The 17,713-nt window shown below is 66.4% G+C and carries 20 protein-coding genes, 1 tRNA gene and 1 pseudogene; 14 read left to right on the forward strand and 8 right to left on the reverse strand.

The genetic code is table 11. The features are described from left to right. Positions 1-24 precede the first annotated feature (24 nt). The 5 genes from E7773_RS01810 to aat all read left to right on the forward strand — a co-directional run bounded on the left by E7773_RS01810 (position 25) and on the right by aat (position 3,863). On the forward strand, positions 25-522 hold the full coding sequence (locus E7773_RS01810; RefSeq protein ID WP_293987355.1) for a DNA-deoxyinosine glycosylase: 498 nt from the start codon (positions 25-27) through the stop codon (positions 520-522). A 20-nt stretch (positions 523-542) separates the two neighbouring features. Next, positions 543-1,847: a type VI secretion protein ImpB gene (locus E7773_RS01815; RefSeq protein ID WP_293987358.1), complete on the forward strand. Its 1,305-nt coding sequence runs from the start codon at positions 543-545 to the stop codon at positions 1,845-1,847. A 71-nt stretch (positions 1,848-1,918) separates the two neighbouring features. Further along, the gene (locus tag E7773_RS01820) at positions 1,919-2,311 is read left to right on the forward strand and encodes a hypothetical protein (RefSeq protein WP_293987361.1); all 393 of its coding nucleotides are present in this window, start codon (positions 1,919-1,921) and stop codon (positions 2,309-2,311) included. A gap of 83 nt (positions 2,312-2,394) precedes the next feature. Then, positions 2,395-3,117, forward strand: coding sequence for an AAA family ATPase (locus tag E7773_RS01825; RefSeq protein WP_293987364.1), 723 nt, complete (start codon positions 2,395-2,397; stop codon positions 3,115-3,117). After that, on the forward strand, positions 3,093-3,863 hold the full coding sequence (gene aat, locus E7773_RS01830) for a leucyl/phenylalanyl-tRNA--protein transferase (RefSeq protein ID WP_293987367.1): 771 nt from the start codon (positions 3,093-3,095) through the stop codon (positions 3,861-3,863). Before E7773_RS01825 ends, aat begins: the two co-directional genes overlap by 25 nt. Before the next feature lie 35 nt (positions 3,864-3,898). On the opposite strand, the pseudogene E7773_RS01835 reads toward aat, so the two are convergent. Together E7773_RS01835 and E7773_RS01840 are read right to left on the reverse strand one after the other, a co-directional pair. Beyond that, positions 3,899-4,351: pseudogene (locus tag E7773_RS01835) on the reverse strand (DUF2155 domain-containing protein); the annotation flags it as partial. Beyond that, a complete protein-coding gene (locus tag E7773_RS01840; RefSeq protein WP_293987370.1) occupies positions 4,348-4,740 on the reverse strand; it encodes an NADH:ubiquinone oxidoreductase subunit NDUFA12 in 393 nt (130 codons plus the stop codon). The pseudogene E7773_RS01835 and the gene E7773_RS01840, both read right to left, overlap by 4 nt. Positions 4,741-4,782: 42 nt before the next feature. Between E7773_RS01840 and E7773_RS01845 the strand changes: the two genes are divergently transcribed. Then, a complete protein-coding gene (locus E7773_RS01845; RefSeq protein ID WP_293987373.1) occupies positions 4,783-5,253 on the forward strand; it encodes an OsmC family protein in 471 nt (156 codons plus the stop codon). 106 nt (positions 5,254-5,359) lie between these two features. Here E7773_RS01845 and E7773_RS01850 read toward each other — a convergent pair whose 3' ends face one another. The 3 genes from E7773_RS01850 to E7773_RS01860 form a co-directional block, all read right to left on the reverse strand. Further along, positions 5,360-5,836, reverse strand: a complete 477-nt coding sequence (locus E7773_RS01850; protein WP_293987375.1) for a DUF192 domain-containing protein — start codon at positions 5,834-5,836, stop codon at positions 5,360-5,362. A gap of 4 nt (positions 5,837-5,840) precedes the next feature. After that, positions 5,841-6,422, reverse strand: coding sequence for a cold-shock protein (locus E7773_RS01855; RefSeq protein WP_293987377.1), 582 nt, complete (start codon positions 6,420-6,422; stop codon positions 5,841-5,843). A 76-nt stretch (positions 6,423-6,498) separates the two neighbouring features. Continuing rightward, complete coding sequence (locus tag E7773_RS01860) at positions 6,499-7,029, reverse strand: RecX family transcriptional regulator (protein ID WP_293987380.1); 531 nt, start codon at positions 7,027-7,029, stop codon at positions 6,499-6,501. A gap of 122 nt (positions 7,030-7,151) precedes the next feature. Between E7773_RS01860 and E7773_RS01865 the strand changes: the two genes are divergently transcribed. The 5 genes from E7773_RS01865 to nusG all read left to right on the forward strand — a co-directional run bounded on the left by E7773_RS01865 (position 7,152) and on the right by nusG (position 12,548). Beyond that, the gene (locus tag E7773_RS01865) at positions 7,152-8,918 is read left to right on the forward strand and encodes a fatty acyl-AMP ligase (protein WP_293987383.1); all 1,767 of its coding nucleotides are present in this window, start codon (positions 7,152-7,154) and stop codon (positions 8,916-8,918) included. 100 nt (positions 8,919-9,018) lie between these two features. Then, positions 9,019-11,376: an EAL domain-containing protein gene (locus E7773_RS01870; RefSeq protein ID WP_293987386.1), complete on the forward strand. Its 2,358-nt coding sequence runs from the start codon at positions 9,019-9,021 to the stop codon at positions 11,374-11,376. A gap of 98 nt (positions 11,377-11,474) precedes the next feature. Further along, positions 11,475-11,551 (forward strand) — tRNA-Trp (locus E7773_RS01875). 233 nt (positions 11,552-11,784) lie between these two features. Further along, the gene (gene secE / locus E7773_RS01880) at positions 11,785-11,985 is read left to right on the forward strand and encodes a preprotein translocase subunit SecE (RefSeq protein ID WP_293987389.1); all 201 of its coding nucleotides are present in this window, start codon (positions 11,785-11,787) and stop codon (positions 11,983-11,985) included. Positions 11,986-12,008: 23 nt separating this feature from the next. Next, on the forward strand, positions 12,009-12,548 hold the full coding sequence (gene nusG, locus E7773_RS01885) for a transcription termination/antitermination protein NusG (protein WP_293987392.1): 540 nt from the start codon (positions 12,009-12,011) through the stop codon (positions 12,546-12,548). Between the two features lie 202 nt (positions 12,549-12,750). Here the strand turns inward: nusG and E7773_RS01890 are convergent, their stop codons facing one another. Continuing rightward, positions 12,751-13,668 carry a DUF2971 domain-containing protein gene (locus tag E7773_RS01890; protein WP_293987395.1) on the reverse strand — a complete coding sequence of 306 codons (918 nt, stop codon included), beginning with the start codon at positions 13,666-13,668 and terminating at the stop codon, positions 12,751-12,753. Positions 13,669-13,728: 60 nt separating this feature from the next. Continuing rightward, the gene (locus E7773_RS01895) at positions 13,729-14,661 is read right to left on the reverse strand and encodes a hypothetical protein (RefSeq protein ID WP_293987398.1); all 933 of its coding nucleotides are present in this window, start codon (positions 14,659-14,661) and stop codon (positions 13,729-13,731) included. A gap of 291 nt (positions 14,662-14,952) precedes the next feature. On the opposite strand from E7773_RS01895, the gene rplK reads away from it, so the two are divergent. The 3 genes from rplK to E7773_RS01910 all read left to right on the forward strand — a co-directional run bounded on the left by rplK (position 14,953) and on the right by E7773_RS01910 (position 16,619). Next, entirely contained in the window at positions 14,953-15,384 is a 432-nt protein-coding gene (gene rplK, locus E7773_RS01900; RefSeq protein WP_293987401.1) for a 50S ribosomal protein L11, read from the forward strand. 2 nt (positions 15,385-15,386) lie between these two features. Further along, positions 15,387-16,079, forward strand: a complete 693-nt coding sequence (rplA, locus tag E7773_RS01905) for a 50S ribosomal protein L1 (RefSeq protein ID WP_293987404.1) — start codon at positions 15,387-15,389, stop codon at positions 16,077-16,079. Between the two features lie 99 nt (positions 16,080-16,178). After that, on the forward strand, positions 16,179-16,619 hold the full coding sequence (locus E7773_RS01910; RefSeq protein ID WP_293987407.1) for a DUF3592 domain-containing protein: 441 nt from the start codon (positions 16,179-16,181) through the stop codon (positions 16,617-16,619). Here the strand turns inward: E7773_RS01910 and E7773_RS01915 are convergent. Beyond that, on the reverse strand, positions 16,591-17,649 hold the full coding sequence (locus tag E7773_RS01915; protein ID WP_293987410.1) for an acyltransferase: 1,059 nt from the start codon (positions 17,647-17,649) through the stop codon (positions 16,591-16,593). The two genes, E7773_RS01910 and E7773_RS01915, sit on opposite strands and share 29 nt — an antisense overlap. Between the last annotated feature and the right edge of the window lie 64 nt (positions 17,650-17,713).

Consider the following 17,713-nt stretch of genomic DNA (forward strand, 5'->3'; position numbering starts at 1 on the left):
GGGGCGGGGCGCTAAGCGGGAGCTATGACGCTCAAGCGCTCGTTCCCGCCGGTCGTCGACGCCAACACACGGCTGCTGATCTGCGGCAGCCTGCCGGGCGACCGCAGTCTCGCGGCACGGCGATATTACGCGCATCCGCAGAACCAGTTCTGGCGGTTGCTGTCGCCGGTGGCGGGCGTGGACTTACCAGCGCTCGATTACGACGAACGGCTAGCAGCGCTGCTCGCGGCGCGGATCGGCCTGTGGGACGTCGTCGCGCACGCCACCCGCCCCGGCAGCAGCGACGCCGCGATCCGCGACCACGCCGCGAACGACCTGCCCGCGCTCGCTGCGACCCTGCCCGACCTGCGCGCCATCGCATTCAACGGCGGGACGGCGGCGAAGATCGGGATGCGGCAAATTCGCAGCGCTGGCGCGGAAATGGTGCTGATCGCGCTACCATCAAGCAGCCCGCTCTACACAATCGGCATCGGCATGAAACAATCCGCCTGGAGCGCACTCACCGACTTCCTGCGTGAGTGATGTTCTGCTAATGTTCCACGATGCCGGCGGCGCCAAAATTTGATTTCCCCCCGCGCCCGCTGCGGTGGCTGTTCCTCGACCTCAATTCCTATTTCGCCAGCGTCGAGCAGCAGCTCGACCCCAACCTGCGCGGCAAGCCGCTGATCGTGGCGCCGGTCGGGTCGGACACCACGGTCGCGATCGCGGCGTCGGTCGAGGCGAAGCGCTACGGCATCTCGACCGGCACCCCGGTGTGGGAGGCGAAACGGCTGTGCCGCGAATTGCTGATCGCGCCCGCGCGGCACGACCAATATGTCGTGTTCCACAACGCGATCATCGAAGAAATCTGGCGGCATATTCCCGTGACGCATGTGTGCTCGATCGACGAGGTGGCGTGCCGGCTGCTCGACAACGAGAATGCGCCCGACCAGGCGATCGCGCTCGCGCGGCGAATCAAGGCTGGGATCCTCGCCAATGTCGGCGAGTGCCTGACCGCCTCGGTCGGGATCGCGCCCAACCGGCTGCTCGCGAAACTGGCATCCGACATAGAAAAGCCGGACGGGCTGGTGGTGCTCGACGCCGCCGAGCTGCCGCAGCGGCTGTACGACATGAAGCTGCGCGACATCTGCGGGATCGGCGCCAACATGGAAAAGCGGCTGGCGCGCGACGGGATCAACGACATCCGGCAATATTGCGAGCGCCGCCCGCGCGACGCGGGGAGCGCGTGGGGCGGGGTCAACGGCGACCGCTTGTGGTATGCGCTCCACGGCGTCGACTTGCCCGACAAGCCGACGCAGACGCGGTCGATCGGGCACAGCCATGTGCTCTCCCCCAACAAGCGCGGGCTCGAGCCGGTGCGGCTCACCGCGCGGCGGCTGGCGTTGAAGGCGGCGAGCCGGTTGCGGCGCAAATCCTACGTTACCCGCCTGCTGGTGCTCCACGTTCGGTTCGAAGCCGACAAGACCGTGTGGCAATGCAGCCGCAAACTGGCCGCGACGCAGGACAGCTTCCAGGTGCTCGCCGCGCTCGACGCGCTGTTTCCGCGTCTGGCCGAGGAAGGGAAGCGGCGCCATGGGTCCTTGCGCGTGCGAATGGTCGGGGTCACACTCAACGAGCTGGTGTCCGTGAACGGCGAGCAAGGATCGCTGTTCGCGCACCTCGACCCCGACGACCCGCTGGCGCGCGAGACGCGGGGCCTCGCGCTCAGCAAGGCGATGGACCGTCTCAACGAAAAGTTCGGGCGGCACGCGGTGTCGCTCGGCCCATTCCATGGCGGACGAATCGACCGAGTCGGCACCAAGATCGCGTTCGGGCGGATCCCCGACCTCGACGAGTTCCACGAATAAGTGTCGCAAATTGTTGCGATGCGGAACGGCGCTTGACGAAAGACGTTCTGTCGGCAAATCGCTGGAGTCCTATGAGAGCCACCCTTCTCCCCGCAACCGCCGTCGCGCTCCTGGCGCTCACGGCCTGTCAGTCCAAAACCGAGACGACCACGGTCAACAACTCGGCCACCGAGAACACGACCACCGCCGCCGTGACTCCGATCGAGTTGCCGCCGGCGATCAAGACCGAAGGGTCGTACCGCTGCCATGGCGACAACAGCCTGGTGAAGGTGACCTTCTTCGAAGCGAAGAAGGACGGCACGATGACCGCCGCGATCATGTCGCCGCCCGAGGCGCCGCCGGTGCAGCTGAGCGGCGCGGCTGGCAAGCCGATGACCGCCGACGGCGGCTGGTCGCTGTCGGGCAACGACAAGTCGTTCAAGCTGACCCAGCCGGGCAAGCCCGCGCAGGAGTGCAGCAAGTAAGCGCAAGCCCTTTAGTGTAACCGGCACGGCCCGCGGCGACGCGGGCCGTTGCTTTTATGGCCTGCCGCCGTCACGCTCGCCCCGTGGCTACCATCGCGATCTATAGCCTGAAGGGCGGCGTCGGGAAGACGACGCTCGCGGTCAATCTGGCGTGGAGCGCGGCGGCGCAATCGGCGCGCCGCACCCTGCTGTGGGACCTCGACCCGCAGGCGGCGAGCAGCTTTCTCCTCACGAGCAAGAAGCCCAAGGGCGATGCGCTGTCGATCTTTTCGAAGGACGCCGCGCCCGATAAACTGATCCGCAAGACCGCGACCCAGCGGCTCGACCTGATCGCCGCCGACGCGAGCTTGCGCGACCTCGATTTGCTGTTCCACGAGCTCGACAAGAAGAAGCGATTGGCAAAGCTGCTCGACGGGCTGTCGAAGGACTATGACCGCATCCTGCTCGACTGCCCGCCGGGACTGACCGAGACCAACAAGCAGGCGATGCGCGCCGCCGACCTGATCGTCGTGCCCGTCATTCCCTCACCCTTGTCGCAACGCGCGTTCGAGGAGTTGATCGGGTATCTCGGCACGACCAGGCGCGTGTTGCCGGTCCACGTCATGGTCGACCGCCGCCGGCGTTTGCACGGTGATAGCGTCGCGTCGCAACCCAATTGGCCCGCGATCCCGATGGCGAGCGTGATCGAGCAGATGAGCGTGCGCCGCGCCGCGGTGGGCGAATTCGCCGCGAACTCTCCCGCCGCCGCTGCGTTCGCGGGATTGTGGCAAGAGATCGAGCAATGGCTCGCGGTGCCGGCGCGGTGAAGCATTTGCCCGACCCCTCGTACGACGTGCTCGACCCGAACCTGGTGCTAGGCGCCTATGCCGTGGGCGTGTTCCCGATGGCCGATGCGCGCGACGCCGCGGGGGTCTATTGGGTCGAGCCGCGGAGCCGCGCGGTGCTGCCGCTCGACGGGTTCCACCTGTCGCGCTCGCTCCGGAAAACGGTCGCGTCGGACCGTTTCCGCGTGACGGCCGACGCGGCGTTCGAGGACGTCATCGCGCTGTGCGCCGAAAGCGCCGACGACCGGCCGGACACGTGGATCAACACGACGATCGAGAGCGCGTTCACGACACTCCATTTCCGCGGCTTCGCACATTCGATCGAATGCTGGGACGGCGACGATCTGGTCGGCGGGCTCTACGGGCTCACGCTCGGCAAGGCGTTCTTCGGCGAATCGATGGTCAGCCGCGCGACCGACGCGTCGAAGGTCGCGCTCGCCTGGCTCGTCGCACGCCTGCGCGTCGGCGGCTTCACCCTGCTCGACTGCCAGTTCCAGACCCCGCACCTCGCCTCATTGGGCGCGGTCGAGATCAGCCGCGGCGATTACGTCGCGTTGCTGGGCGCGGCGATCGAGGGCTCGCTCGGCGGCGCGGCCTCAGGGGCGGCGCCCGGCGACTTCGGCGCGCTCGACCGGCTGCCGCTACCGCCGCTTTCCGACGGTGCGGACACGGTATCGGGCCCGCCGCTCGGAAAGGACATCGTGCAGCTCTTGACCCAGACGTCGTAGACCGGGTCGATCACGACGTTGAGGTTGGGGCGCTCCTTGTAGAGCCACCCCGAATGGACTCGCTTCCACGTTCCGTCGGGTTGGGCCACGTCGAGCTGGACGAACGCGCCGGTATAATGCTCCTGCTCCCACGGCGCGGTCTGCTCGCACGCGCGCAGCCGCACCACCACGCCGCCGATCCGCATCGCCTGGCCCGGCTTGAGCGTCAGGTCGCGCTCCAGCCCGTTGCGCTTGTTGAGCAGGCCCAACACCGCGACGCGATCCTTCATCGGTGTCGTGCCCGCCTCCGGATTGGTCGGGTCGCCCGACACGTCGACCGTCTCGACGCCGCCCGACACTTGCGTGTCGTCGAGCGTCGTCGCGGGCGCGCTGGCGGCGACGACGGGCGGCGGCGCGGCCGGTCCCTGGTACCAATGATATCCGGCCCATCCCGCAGCCCCCGCCCCGGCGACCAGCGCGGTGATGCCGGCGACTCGACGCCAGTTCATCCCTCCGGCGTCCAGGCTTCGTAGTCCCCCGTCGCGGGTGCGCGCTTGCCGCCCTTTTCGAGCGCGCCCGGCGGGCGATAGGCGAGCGGCGTGCCCGTCTGGTTGGCGAGCGCCGGCTTTTCCCAGCGGCGCGGTGCGGGCAGCGCGCGGTCGGGCACGTCGTCGATCTGATGATGCAGCCAGCTGAACCATTCGGGCGAAATGCGGCTGGCGTCGTTGGCGCCGGCATAGATCACCCAGCGGCGCGGGTTGCCCGCGGTGTCCTTGCCGCCCTGATAATAGACGTTGCCCAGATCGTCCTCGCCGACGCGAGTCTTGCCGATCAGCCCGACCATCGTGCCCCAGCTCGCGCCGTTCCACCAGGTGAAGGGATTGAGATTGATGCCCATGGCCGCGCGGATTAGCGGGGTGGCGGTAAGGGGACAAGCGCCATGCACCACGATTTCACCTCGCGCATCGTATGGACCGGCAATCGCGGCGACGGCACGCGGACCTATCGCGGGTACGACCGGACGTGGGACATCGCGATCGACGGGCACGACGTGGTGCATTGCTCGAACGACCCATTGCTCGGCGGCGACCCGGCGAAGATGAACCCGGAGGACCTGCTGCTGTCGGCGCTCTCGGCGTGCCACATGCTGTGGTACCTCCACCTCGCGAGCAAGGCCGGGATCGTCGTCCACGCCTATCGCGACAGTCCGGTGGGGCAGGGCGAGACGCTGAAGTCGGGCGCGGGACGATTTTTGTCGGCGGTGCTGCGGCCGGAGATCGAGGTCGCGGCGGGCGCCGACCTGAAGCTCGCCACCGAGATTCATGAACGAGTCCACGAATTCTGCTTCATCGCGCGCTCGGTGAACTTCCCGGTGAGCTACGAGCCGGTTTTTTTGCAGGCTGACGCCTGAGGCGGTGCCGGCCCGCGCCCCCTCCCGACCGCCCAATCAGGGTATTCTATGGGCGGTCGGGAGGGGGCGCGGGCCGGCACCGCATGTTCAGCTCAAGCTGAACCAACTAATGCGCCCAAGTGACCTTATCGCCCGCGGCGATGCCGAGCGCCGCGCTGCGGCCGCCCTTGATCTCGAGTACCGCGCTGACCGGTTCGCCCGACGAGAGCTGAGTCTCGTCCTGCGGCACGGCGTTTTCGGCGATCGTCGCGATCGTGCCGTCGGGGCGGATGAAGATGATGTCGAGCGAGCTCGGCGTGTTCTTCATCCAGAAGGTCGCGACGCGCGGCGGGCCGTCGGGGGGATACGGCCAGAACAGCATCCCGCCGCTGTCGGTCAGGTCGGTGCGGTACATCAGCCCGCGCTCCTGTTCCGCCGCCGTCTTGGCCTGTTCGACCTGGAACGTATGGGCACCGTTGGTGCTGGTCACCGTCACGGCGATCGTTTTTGCGGCGATCGCGCTGTTGCCGCCCGCATCGCCGGTCGCGCACCCCGTGGACAGCGCGCACAGCGCCAGCGGCAGCAAGACCCTTCGCAGCGTCATGGCGTCAATCGTCCCGTTCGACCGCGACCGCGAGCGGACCCTTGCGCCCGTCGACGATCCGCGCGCGCAGCCGCTGATCGGGCTCGACTTCGTGCAGACCGGCGCGGCGCAGCGTTTCCATATGGACGAAGATATCGGCGGAATCGGACTCGCGCACCAGAAATCCGTAGCCTTTCAGGCGATTGAACCATTTGACCGCGACGGGCTCGAAATCCCCGGCCTCGTCGAGCATCGCGACCGGGTCGACGCGGTCGCCCTCCCCCCGAGCGCGCGGGGTCGGCTCGACGGCGGTCGACAGGTCGATCGACAGGATCTCGGTCGCCTGGAGCCCCCGGCTGCGCTGGACAGCGAGGCATTCGAGCCGTGCGCCCTCGGGCAGGCTGCGGCGGCCGTGCGGCTGGAGCACCGAGAAATGGATCAGGATGTCCCCGTTCTGGCCGTCGTCGACCAGGAAGCCGAACCCGCGAGTCACGTCGAACCATTTGACCGTGCCGGCGTGGCGCGATTCACTGGCCGTCGTCGCATCGGCGACAGGCTGTTCCGACGGCTGCGGCCGTTCGTGTTCCGGCTGCGGATCTACGCGCACACTCACCCCCTGAAGCGCCGATGTACCATGTCCGCCGCAGAATCCAAACGATTGGGACGGACCGGTTCGGGACCGTTCACTGATCCAGATTAGCCGGATCGTCGCCCGGCGCCATCTGCACGATTTGCCGCGCCAATGCGGGTGCATGGCCCGCGCGCAGCATCGCGCCGATCTGCTTCTCGCGTAAGGGACGATCGGCGACCTCCATCGCGAACGGCCCGATCCGCCTGCGGCGCGCGAAGGCGATCGCCGAATCCAGCGCGCGCTCGGCGACCCCCGGGGCAATCGCTTCGGCATCCTCGCCCTTGATCCCCGCCTGATGCAGCGCCCCCGCGACGCGCCGCGCGCCCAGCCCACGCCGCGCCATCGCGTTCGCCTTGGCCTCGCCATAGAGCCGGTCGTCGATATAGCCGAGTTCCGCCATCCGCTCGGCGATCGCCGCCGGGTCGGCCGCCTCGCCGTCCCAGCCGCGCTCGCGGATCTTGCGCCGCAGGTAATCGGTCAGCCGGCTTCGGGTGGTCGCGAAACGCTCGACATAACGCAGCGCCAGCCGTTCGAGGGCGGGACGGTCCAGCGGAGGGACGGGACGACGCGGAACCCGGGGCATGTCGCCTTGATTGTGCCACACTGACAACGGATTTTGAACGCTTGCCATGGGCAGGGGTGCAGAAATGGCATGGATGCGGCGCGCACGAACGCAGTCGCACGAAACATGGGCGCGAAGTGCATATGATGGACACGAACACCGACGTGGCGATGAGCGAACGACCGGCGGGGCTTAGCCCGACGCCGAGCGATGACGCGCTGCCGCGGCGATTCGCCGATTTCGCCACGCTGGGCGAGGCGCTCGATTACGCCGCACAAGGCACCAAGGGCCTCAATTTCCACGATCCGCGCGGCACGCTGATTCGCGCCTACACCTTCACCGAATTGCGCGACGATGCGCTGGCGATGGCGCGGCGGCTGATCGCCGCGGGGATCAAGCCCGAGGACCGCGTCGCGCTGATCGCGGAGACGGGCGCCGAGTTCGCCGCCTTGTTCTTCGGCGTCGTCTATGCCGGCGCGTGGCCGGTGCCATTGCCGCTGCCGACCAGCTTCGGCGGCGCGCAATCGTACATCGACCAGCTCTCGGTCCAACTGAACAGCTGCGACCCGAAGATGCTGATTTATCCGCCCGAAATCGGCGCGATGTGCGCGGAAGCGGCGAAGAATTGCAATGTCGAGGGAATCGACTGGGTGGAGTTCGCGACGCGCGCGGCGCCCGAGGCCGTTTTGCCGACCGCCAAGACCGACGACATCGCCTATCTGCAATATTCGAGCGGATCGACTCGCTTCCCGCACGGTGTCGCGATCACGCATGCCGCACTCCTGTCGAACCTCGCCGCGCACTCGATCGGGATGCATGTCGGCCCGGGTGACCGCTGCGTGTCGTGGCTGCCGTGGTACCACGACATGGGGTTGGTCGGCTGCTTCCTGTCGGTGATCGCCAACCAGGTCTCGACCGATTACCTCAAGACCGAGGATTTCGCGCGCCGCCCGCTCGCGTGGCTCGACCTGATCAGCCGCAATCCGGGCACCACGCTCAGCTATTCGCCGACCTTCGGCTACGACATCTGCGCGCGCCGCATCTCGAGCCAGACCAAGGCGAGCGACCGCTTCGACCTGTCGCGCTGGCGCGTCGCGGGGAACGGCGCCGACATGATCCGTCCCGACGTGATGCAGGCGTTCGTCGACGCGTTCGGCGATGCCGGGTTCAAGGCGAGCGCGTTCCTGCCGAGCTATGGCCTGGCCGAGGCGACGCTCGCCGTGTCGATCATGCCACCGGGTGAGGGCATTCGCGTCGAACTGGTTGAGGAAACGCAACTTTCCGGACAGGTCGGGCGCCGCGACCGGCCCCAGCGCTACCGCGCGATCGTCAATTGCGGCAAGCCCGCGCGCGACATGAAGATCGAGATTCGCGAGGAGGACGGCACCCCCCTCCCCGAGCGCGCGATCGGCAAGGTGTGGTGCGCCGGACCGTCCTTAATGGTGGGATATTTCCGCGACGCCGAAGCGACCGCGGCGTGCATGGCTGACGGCTGGCTCGACACCGGCGACATGGGGTACATGTCGGACGGCTACATCTACATCGTCGGCCGCGCCAAGGACATGATCATCGTCAACGGCCGCAACCATTGGCCGCAGGACATCGAATGGGCGGTCGAGCAGCTCCCCGGGTTCAAGGCCGGCGACATCGCCGCGTTCGCGATCACCACGCCCGGCGGCGAGGAAACCCCCGCCGTCCTCGTCCAGTGCCGTTCGAGCGACGAGGCCGAGCGCGTCCGCCTGCGCGACGAAATCCGCGAGCGCGTGCGGTCGGTGACCGGCATGAACTGCGTGATCGAACTGATCCCGCCGCGCACGCTCCCGCGCACCAGTTCGGGCAAATTGAGCCGAGCGAAGGCGCGCAACCTGTATCTGGCGGGTGAGATCAAGCCGTACGATATCGCGGCTTAGTCGGACCGCCTGGCGAAAATCGTATAGGGCGCGCCGTAATCGGACAAAATCGGCCCTTCCCCTAACCGTTCGATAACTCTCGTCCGCTAATCGCGGGGGCGTGAGTTCGGAACAATCTTCGCAATTTCCCAAGCCGCGGATCGACGTCCGCGCGCTGCTTGGGCTGTACGACCCGCCGGACACCACCGATTGGGGGCCGATCCGCGCGGCGCAACTGCATGCCGGGCGCCAGCTTGCCCTGTTCCTGCTCGCCGCCAATCTGATCGGCGCCGCGTTGATCGTGATGCTGTTCGACGGGCACGCGCCACGCTTGCTGCTGTTCGGTTGGGGCGTGGTGACGGGGATCGTCGGCGTCGCAATCGCGGTGCGCCGGCTTGACACACGCCACCGTGATGCCAGCTCGGCGACGCTGCGTGACGTGCGCGATACCGTGCTGGAGGGCGTGGCGCTCGCCGCGGTCTGGTCGGTGCCGCCGCTCGCGCTGGGCGCGAAGGCCGATATCGGCACCGCGATGGGGTTGTGGATTCTCCTGTCGGTGATGATGACCGCGTCCGCCGTGGCGATGGCGGCGCTGCCGCTCGCGACGCTCAGTTTCCTTGGCATCCTGGGCGCGGCGATCGTTACCATGCTGCTGATGCTCGGCAGCCCGTTGCTCGCGGCCGCGACCGCGCTGTTCGTCGGACTGCTGATGCTCGGCTGCTTCCAGCGCTGCAAGGCGCTGGTGGTGATCCGCGCCAACGAAATCGGTCTTGCCGAGCGCGACGAAACCGTCAGCCTGTTGCTGCGCGAGTTCGAGGAAGAAGACGGCGACTGGCTGTGGGAGACCGACAGCGCGCGCCGCATCATCCGCGCCTCCCCGCGTTTCTCCAAGTCGGTCAACCTCGATCCGATCAAGATCAACGGCATGCCGCTGCTCCAGGCGCTCGCCGCCGAACGCTGGGAATCGGGCGATTTCTCGCCCGGGCTCCACGCGCTCGCCGAAAAGCTGAAGGGCCGCGATGCGTTCCGCGACCTTCTCCTCCCCGTCCAGGTCGGCGAACAACAACGCTGGTTCGCGCTGTCGGCCAGCCCACGCCACGACGATAGCGGGCTGTTCATCGGGTTCCGCGGCGTCGGGTCGGACGTCACCGCGCAACGCGAATCGGCCGACCAGATCAACCGCATGGCGCGGTTCGATACGCTGACCGGGCTGCCCAATCGCCTCTTCCTCAACGAACAGCTCGCCAAGGCGATGGCGGATGCCGAAAAATGGGGGACGCGCTGCGCGTTCATGATGATCGACCTCGACCGCTTCAAGGCGGTCAACGATTCGCTCGGCCACCCGGTCGGCGACCGCTTGCTCGGGCGCGTGTCCGAACGGCTCGCCCGGCTGGTCACCGAGAATGAGATCATCGGGCGGCTCGGCGGCGACGAGTTCGCGGTCGTCGTGCGCGATGCGAGCGATCCCGCCCGGGTCGAGCGGCTCGCCAAATCGATCATCGACGCGCTGTCGAAACCCTACGACCTCGACCAGCACACGCTGCACATCGGCGCGTCGATTGGCATCGCGACGGGACCGCGCGACGGGCGCACCGCGGAGATGCTGATCCGCTCGGCCGACCTCGCGCTGTACCGCTCGAAGGATGCCGGCGGCGGCGTGTTCCACACCTACGAGCCGCAGCTCCACGTCAAGGCGGAGGAGCGCCGCGTGCTTGAAATGGCGCTGCGCCAGGCGCTCGAAAAGGGCGAAATGCACCTCGAATACCAGCCCGTTGTCAACGCCGGCACCGGCCGGCTGACGGGGTTCGAGGCGCTGTTACGCTGGACGCACCCCGAGCTCGGCGTGGTGTCCCCGGCGAAGTTCGTGCCCTTGGCGGAGGACGCGCGGCTGATCGTGCCGATGGGCGAGTGGGTGCTGCGCTCGGCATGCGACGAAGCCGCGCAATGGCCCGCGCCGACCCGCGTCGCGGTCAACGTGTCGCCCGAACAGCTCCACAACCCGGCGTTCGTCGCGGTGGTCGCGTCGGCGCTGGCGAACAGCGGGCTGCCGCCCGAACGGCTCGAGCTCGAAGTGACCGAGGGCGTGTTCATGCGCGAAGGCACCGTCGCGGTGCAGGTGCTCGAACGCATCCTCGACCTGGGCGTGCGGTTGAGCCTCGACGATTTCGGGACGGGCTATTCGTCGCTCGGCTACCTCGCGCGGACGCGCTTCTCGACGATCAAGGTCGACAGGAGTTTCGTGCAGGGCGCGTCGAAGGGCCAGCCCGAACCGATCGCGATCATCCGCGCCGTGGTCGCGCTCGCGCAATCGCTCGGCATGGCGACGACCGCGGAAGGGGTGGAGACCGAGCAGGAGCACCAGATGATCCAGGACCTCGGCTGCACCAAGGTCCAGGGCTATTATTTCGGCCGCCCGCTACCCGTCGCCGAAGCCCGCGCGCTCGCGGCGCGGCGCTGGGACGATCAAGCTGCTGCTTAGGGCCGTCACGGGAGTAAATCCCGTGACGTCGGACGAGTCTGCGGCGCGCCGGCCGGCCTTGCGCTCCAAACGCCCCGGCGTTAGGAGCGCGACGGCTTAGGGGTGTAGCTCAGCTGGTTAGAGCGTCGGTCTCCAAAACCGAAGGCCCTCGGTTCGAATCCGAGCTCCCCTGCCAGCCTCGCGGCGCATGCGCGCCAGCGATGCTGGCCGCAAGACGTCGCGAGGCCGGCCGGCGGGTCGGCGCCAGCCGAACCCGTCCGACGTCATGGGACTTGCTCCCATGACGGCCCCACGCTAAGCATCCGCTCAATCCGACATCGGGATTGTCTTGTCGTCCGGCCCTTCACGGGAGCGGGCGGCGGGCCTATGTCCCGCGTGTCGGCACAACGCAACAAGGGTCACTCGCTCGTGGCAAGAACATCTCCGGTCGAATTCATCCAGCAGGTGCGCGCCGAAACGCGCAAGGTCGTCTGGCCGACGCGGCGCGAGACGATCATGACCGGCATCATGGTGATGATCATGACGCTGATCCTGGGGGTGTTCTTCTTCGTGATCGATTCGGGGTTCGAGGCGCTGGTCAAGCTGCTCCTCGGGCTCGCGACCAAGTAAGGCCGGGAAAAGGGTAACGCTACGTGGCACGCTGGTACATCATCCACGCTTATTCGGGTTTCGAAGGCAAGGTCCGCGACGCGATCATGGCGGAAGCCGCGCGCATGGGGCTGGAGCAGCTGGTCGAGGCGATCGAGGTCCCGACCGAGACCGTGACCGAGGCACGCCGCGGCAAGAAGGTGTCGGTCGAGCGCAAGTTCATGCCTGGCTACGTCCTCGCCAAGCTCAGCATGAACGACGACGTCTATCACCTCGTCAAGAACACGCCCAAGGTCACCGGCTTCCTCGGCCCCAACGGCAAGCCCCAGGCGATCAGCGACGCCGAAGCCGCGCGGATGCTCAATTCGAAAGACGAAGCCGCAGCCCACGCGCCCAAGCAGCAGGTCAAGGTCGATTACGAGATCGGCGACAGCGTCAAGGTGCTCGACGGCCCATTCGCGAGCTTCACCGGCATCGTCGAGGAACTCGATTTCGACAAGGCGAAGGTCAAGGTCAGCGTATCGATCTTTGGGCGTGCCACGCCCGTGGAGCTGGACTTCGAGCAAGTCGAGCGAAGCAAGTAGGGCAAAGCCCACTTGCTGCCCGCACAGGATTATCGCGAGCTAATCCTGAGACGGCGAAGACCGGCCGGCGCGGCAAAGCCGCGTCCCGACAGCGGACTCACTCCGCTGTCGGTCTCTCGCGCTTTCAAACGAAAGCGACCTCGACGCTACTTCCGAAGCTATCCATTGGCGCTGCCATCGTGAGTGAGCGAAAGCTCGAGATTTAAGCGACGGGCGTCTCAATTAGCGACGCCGATGCGAAATCCGCGCTCACGCGTGTGAGTTGGGCATGCGAATAGCTATCGGCTAAAATACTTTTTAACGACGATTCGAGCTCCTCGCTGGCGCGCAACCCCAGAACCACACGCTGCACAGCCTGCGATGGGAAATCGACTAGGTGAATCGCCTCCTCCCCTACAGTGACCGTCTTCGACGCCTGTGCGGCCGTGAGATAAAGCCGCCATTCCCGTTCGTAGGCCCAATCTTTCTGTTTCGACATTAATGCCGCGTAAGGGTCATCCATCACCTCGGTTATCTTGCCGTTAAAATACTTGATCTTTTGGAGCCCTTGGCGCTCGCCCAAATCACCACGACGGAAAAAGCTATTTTCCGTATTAAACGCGATTACGAAACCGGTGGAATTATGTGCATGTGCCCACATCGGTGAACTGTCGAAACGCTCAGTCAGTGATAGGCAGATCAGGTCGCGCCCTAGCTTTGTAAGAAGCCTGTCTATAGCTTGCGGCGAATTCATCGCCGGAAATATCGTATCGTTGAGCATGGTGCTCAGTGTGGTCTGTAGGGTCGCCTCCAAATCGGTCCCGGTCGCAGACTTGAAAAGCTTCATCAAAGCATCCGGCGACATGCCGGCGAGCGGCGTGTCTTTCACTGCGCTTAAGATGGTTTCTTCCATGTCGAGCATTTCCGCCTGTACCGCGAACAAGTCTTGCATCTTCGGGCCCGCGAGCATTTCGAAAGTCTGACGCACTTCAAAAATATCGTTGGTATTCAACGGCGGAGTAAACCGGATGTTGGCGTTGCGAAGCACGTCGATGCGATCCGCGACGACATATTTGTAAAGAGTGGAGGGAGCGATTGGACGATCATCGCTGTGGTCATCTGACATTTGCGCGAAATCCATTGTTCTGGGCTATCGTTCACTAACGGAAGTAGAGTGCGGCTAATAACTGGACAATGGATGTCATTCCTTTCCCCGGCTCTTGATATTCCCGATCCGCCATCCCCCGAACAGCGCCCGGTCCGGGTCGTGCGGCGTCTTCGCCGGATCGGCCTTCGACCATCCCTTCACCTGTCCCAGATCCGGCAGCTCGATCCTCGGCCCCCAATACGGCCCCTCCCCCCGCTCGCGCCGCGCGGCCTCCATCACCTCGAACCTTTCGCGGTCGCGTTGCAGCCGCGCTTCGTACATCGCGCTCAGCCGGAACGAATGCGCCTCGCGACTCTCGCCCTTGCGGCGCCGGATGTGCGCGGGCTCGGCCTGCAACCGCGCTTCCTTCTGGTGGAGGTACATCAGCTGCAGCGCCTGGTTGACCGTCATCGGCGGCATGTCGGGCGGCGCGTTGGAGCGCCACGCATCGTCCTCGTGGCTCGCCGGCGACACGCTCGCGTGCAGCGCCATTTCGAGCCGGTCGTACCCTTCCTGTAACGCCAGCAGCCATTCGCGCGCGAACGCCGGGTTCTGCCGCCGCCGGCGATAGAAGGCCGCCTCCGCCGCGCCGGCCGCCTTGGCCGACAGCCGCACGTTGGCGGTCGCGCTGAGCGCCGACAGGAACGCTTGCTCGCATTGCTTGGTCAGCTTGCCGGGCTGGGCGGCGCGCATCTGGAGCTTGCCGTCGTTGCGGCGGACGATAACCGGCTCGCCACCCAGCGTTCGATTGCCGCCCTCCTTCGGCTTGGGTCCCTGCCGCCCTTTCTTGTTCAGCCGCGCCTGCGCGAAGGCGATCGCCGCGTCCCAGCGCGTCGCGAACGCGGGATGCTGGCGCCGGCGATGCTGGATCGTCGAATATTTGAGCCCCACCGCGCGCGCCGACAAACGGACGTTCCCGGTGCGCCGCAATTCGCGCAGGAATTGCTGATTCTGGATCGCTTGGGTTCGATTTAACGGCTTTGGCATGCCGAAAACGCTCTCAAACGAATTCCAACATTGCAACGGAGACGCACAGGATCAGCGCGCGCTGATCCTGAGACGGCGAACGTCCGGCCGGCGAGCCGCAAGGCTCGGCCGACGGCGCGGATTTACTCCGCGCCGCCCTTGCGCCGCCGACCCGCTTCGGCTAATGGCGCGCGCTTCCAACGCTACAGCAATGGAAAATCCGCGGGAGGGCGCTTGCGTCCGCTTGGACCGCTAAACTTGAACGGCTCCGGAAGCTTCGCTCCGGCCGCAACAGAGTGAGGTACGCCAGTCATGGCAAAGAAGATTACCGGCTATATCAAGCTGCAGGTGCCCGCCGGCGCCGCCAACCCGTCGCCGCCGATCGGCCCGGCGCTCGGTCAGCGCGGCGTCAACATCATGGAGTTCTGCAAGGCGTTCAACGCCGCGACGGGCGACATGGAGAAGAACGCGCCGATCCCGACCGTGATCACTGTCTATGCCGACCGCAGCTTCTCGTTCGAGACGAAGACGCCGCCGGCGAGCTTCCTGATCAAGAAGGCGGCGAACCTCAAATCGGGCTCGAAGGAGCCGGGCAAGATCACCGCGGGCAAGATCAAGCGTTCGGCGCTGACCGCGATCGCCGAGCAGAAGATGAAGGATCTGAACGCCAACGACATGGACGCGGCGACCCGCATCATCGAAGGCAGCGCGCGGGCCATGGGCCTCGAAGTGGTGGAGGGCTGATCATGGCGTTCGTTAGCAAGAAGCAGAAGGCGCTGACCGTCGACCGCGAGAAGCTCCACGGCGTCGACGAAGCGATCGCGCTCGCCAAGTCGAACGCCACGTCGAAGTTCGACGAAACGATCGAAGTCGCGCTGAACCTGGGCGTCGACCCGCGCCATGCTGATCAAATGGTGCGCGGAGTCGTTACGCTTCCGAAAGGAACCGGCAAAACCGTCCGCGTCGGCGTGTTCGCCAAGGGCGCGAAGGCCGATGAAGCGCGCGAGGCCGGGGCCGATGTGGTCGGCGCCGAAGACCTGATGGAAATCGTCCAGGGCGGAACGATCGATTTCGACCGCTGCATCGCGACCCCCGACATGATGGGCGTCGTCGGGCGTCTCGGCAAGGTGCTCGGCCCCAAGGGCATGATGCCGAACCCGAAGCTCGGCACGGTGACGATGGACGTCGCAGCGGCGGTGAAGGCGGCCAAGGGCGGCCAGATCGAATATCGCGTCGAAAAGGCCGGGATCATCCATTCGGGGATCGGCAAGGCCAGCTTCCCCGCGGCGGACCTGCGCGCGAACTTCGACGCGCTGCTCGATGCGGTGGTCAAGGCCAAGCCGGCCGGCGCCAAGGGCAAGTACGTCAAGAAGGTCGCGGTAAGCTCGACGATGGGCCCGGGGATCAAGGTCGACACGGCGGAAGTCGCTGGCGCCTGATCGACGCGATCCAGTAAGTTCGCGAAGGGCTGGGAGGAAACTCCCGGCCCTTTTGCTTTTACCGCTTCGTGATGTTTCGCCGCTAGGCCGAACGCCGAGATGCGGGATTTCGTGACCTTCGCCGCACCCGCGCTGATGCTCGGGTTGCTGTATTGCCTCTACCGCGCGGCGACGCTGTTCGCCGCTTGGAAGCCCGCCGCCGCCGTGGTGTGGGCGAGCGACTATACCGACGCCGAGCGGCGCGACGATTTCTGGGGTTTCGGCACCCTGCGCGGCTGGCGGATCACCGACGGGCGCGACCAAAGGCTGATCGAGGAAACGGTCCATTACGAGGACGAGGACGGCGAGCGCCACGTCGCCGAGGTCAAGCGCTACGTCCGCGCCGGCTGGTGGCCGAGCGGGGTGCACACGATCTGGTACGACACCGCCGATCCCGACCGCGCGACGGCGTTCGGGCCGGGTTACTGGTTGCTGAGCGCGGTGGCGCTGGGCTTCGCGCTCGTCACATTGATCAATGCGGCAATGAAGCTGCACGCCTGACTGCGAAGCGCGGCAGCCGCCAGTCGGCCTGCGACCACCACCACGCCAGCCCGATCGCGAGCGCGACGCTGGCGAGCCTGTAGCCTGCCACCCCCGCCCCGCCGACCGTGTCGCCGAGCCGCTCGCCCAGTTCGAGCAGCGGCATGTGGAAGGCATAAAGCGGGTAGGAAATCGCCCCGCTGACCGCCGCGATCCCGCGCCAGCGCGGTGCGATGGCCGCGGTCGCGCCGACCCACAGTACGACCGGGAAGACAGCGACAACGAACAGCGGATCGATCCACCACCACGACGTCGGGAACAGAGCGGGCGCCATCAATGCGGCGACCAAACCCACCAAGGCCCAGCCCGCGTTCGGGCGTGGCACGCTCGCCCCGATCCGGCACCACAGCCGATAGAGCAGCATCCCGGCGACATAGGCGCACATCACCCGCGCGAACCCGCCGATCCACCCCGCCGCGACGTGGCCGACGGTGAGGTCGCCGTGGAGGTATGCGACGCCGAACAGCAGCAGCACCGACACGAACAACAACCGGCACAGCGACGCGGTCGGCACGCGCTTGAGCGGTCCGCCGTGGAGCGCGTTGGCAAAGAGTTCGAAGAACAACGACCATTGCACCCCGTCGAGCACGAACAGGTGCACCGTGCTGATCGCGAGCGGGACGAACAGTAACGCGGCGACCGTTCGGATCGCGAGCAGATCGGGTGGCATCGCCCCGCCCCACGCCACCGCGACCCCCAGCGCGATCCCGATCGCCATCGTCGGCCACAGCCGCTTGAGCCGTAGCTTCATGAACGACGCCCAGCCCAGCCCGCTCGCGAAACGATGATCGTATGCGCGCGACAGCACGAAGCCGCTGAGCATGAAGAAGAAATCGACCGCCAGATACGCGCGCGAGAACAGCCCGAAATCGAGCCCCGACCGCTCCAGATGGTGCGCCACGACGAGCAACGCCGCGACCCCGCGCAGCGCGTCGAGCATGACGAAATGCTCGCCGCTCCGCATCCTGGCGCTGGACTGCCCCCCGGTCATACCCTCGGTCTAGGGCGCGGACGTTTTGATTTGCTTAAATATCGGCGGCTCGGCGATACTGCGC

The organism is Sphingomonas sp., assembly GCF_004799495.1.
In the GTDB taxonomy this organism is placed as follows: domain Bacteria; phylum Pseudomonadota; class Alphaproteobacteria; order Sphingomonadales; family Sphingomonadaceae; genus Sphingomonas.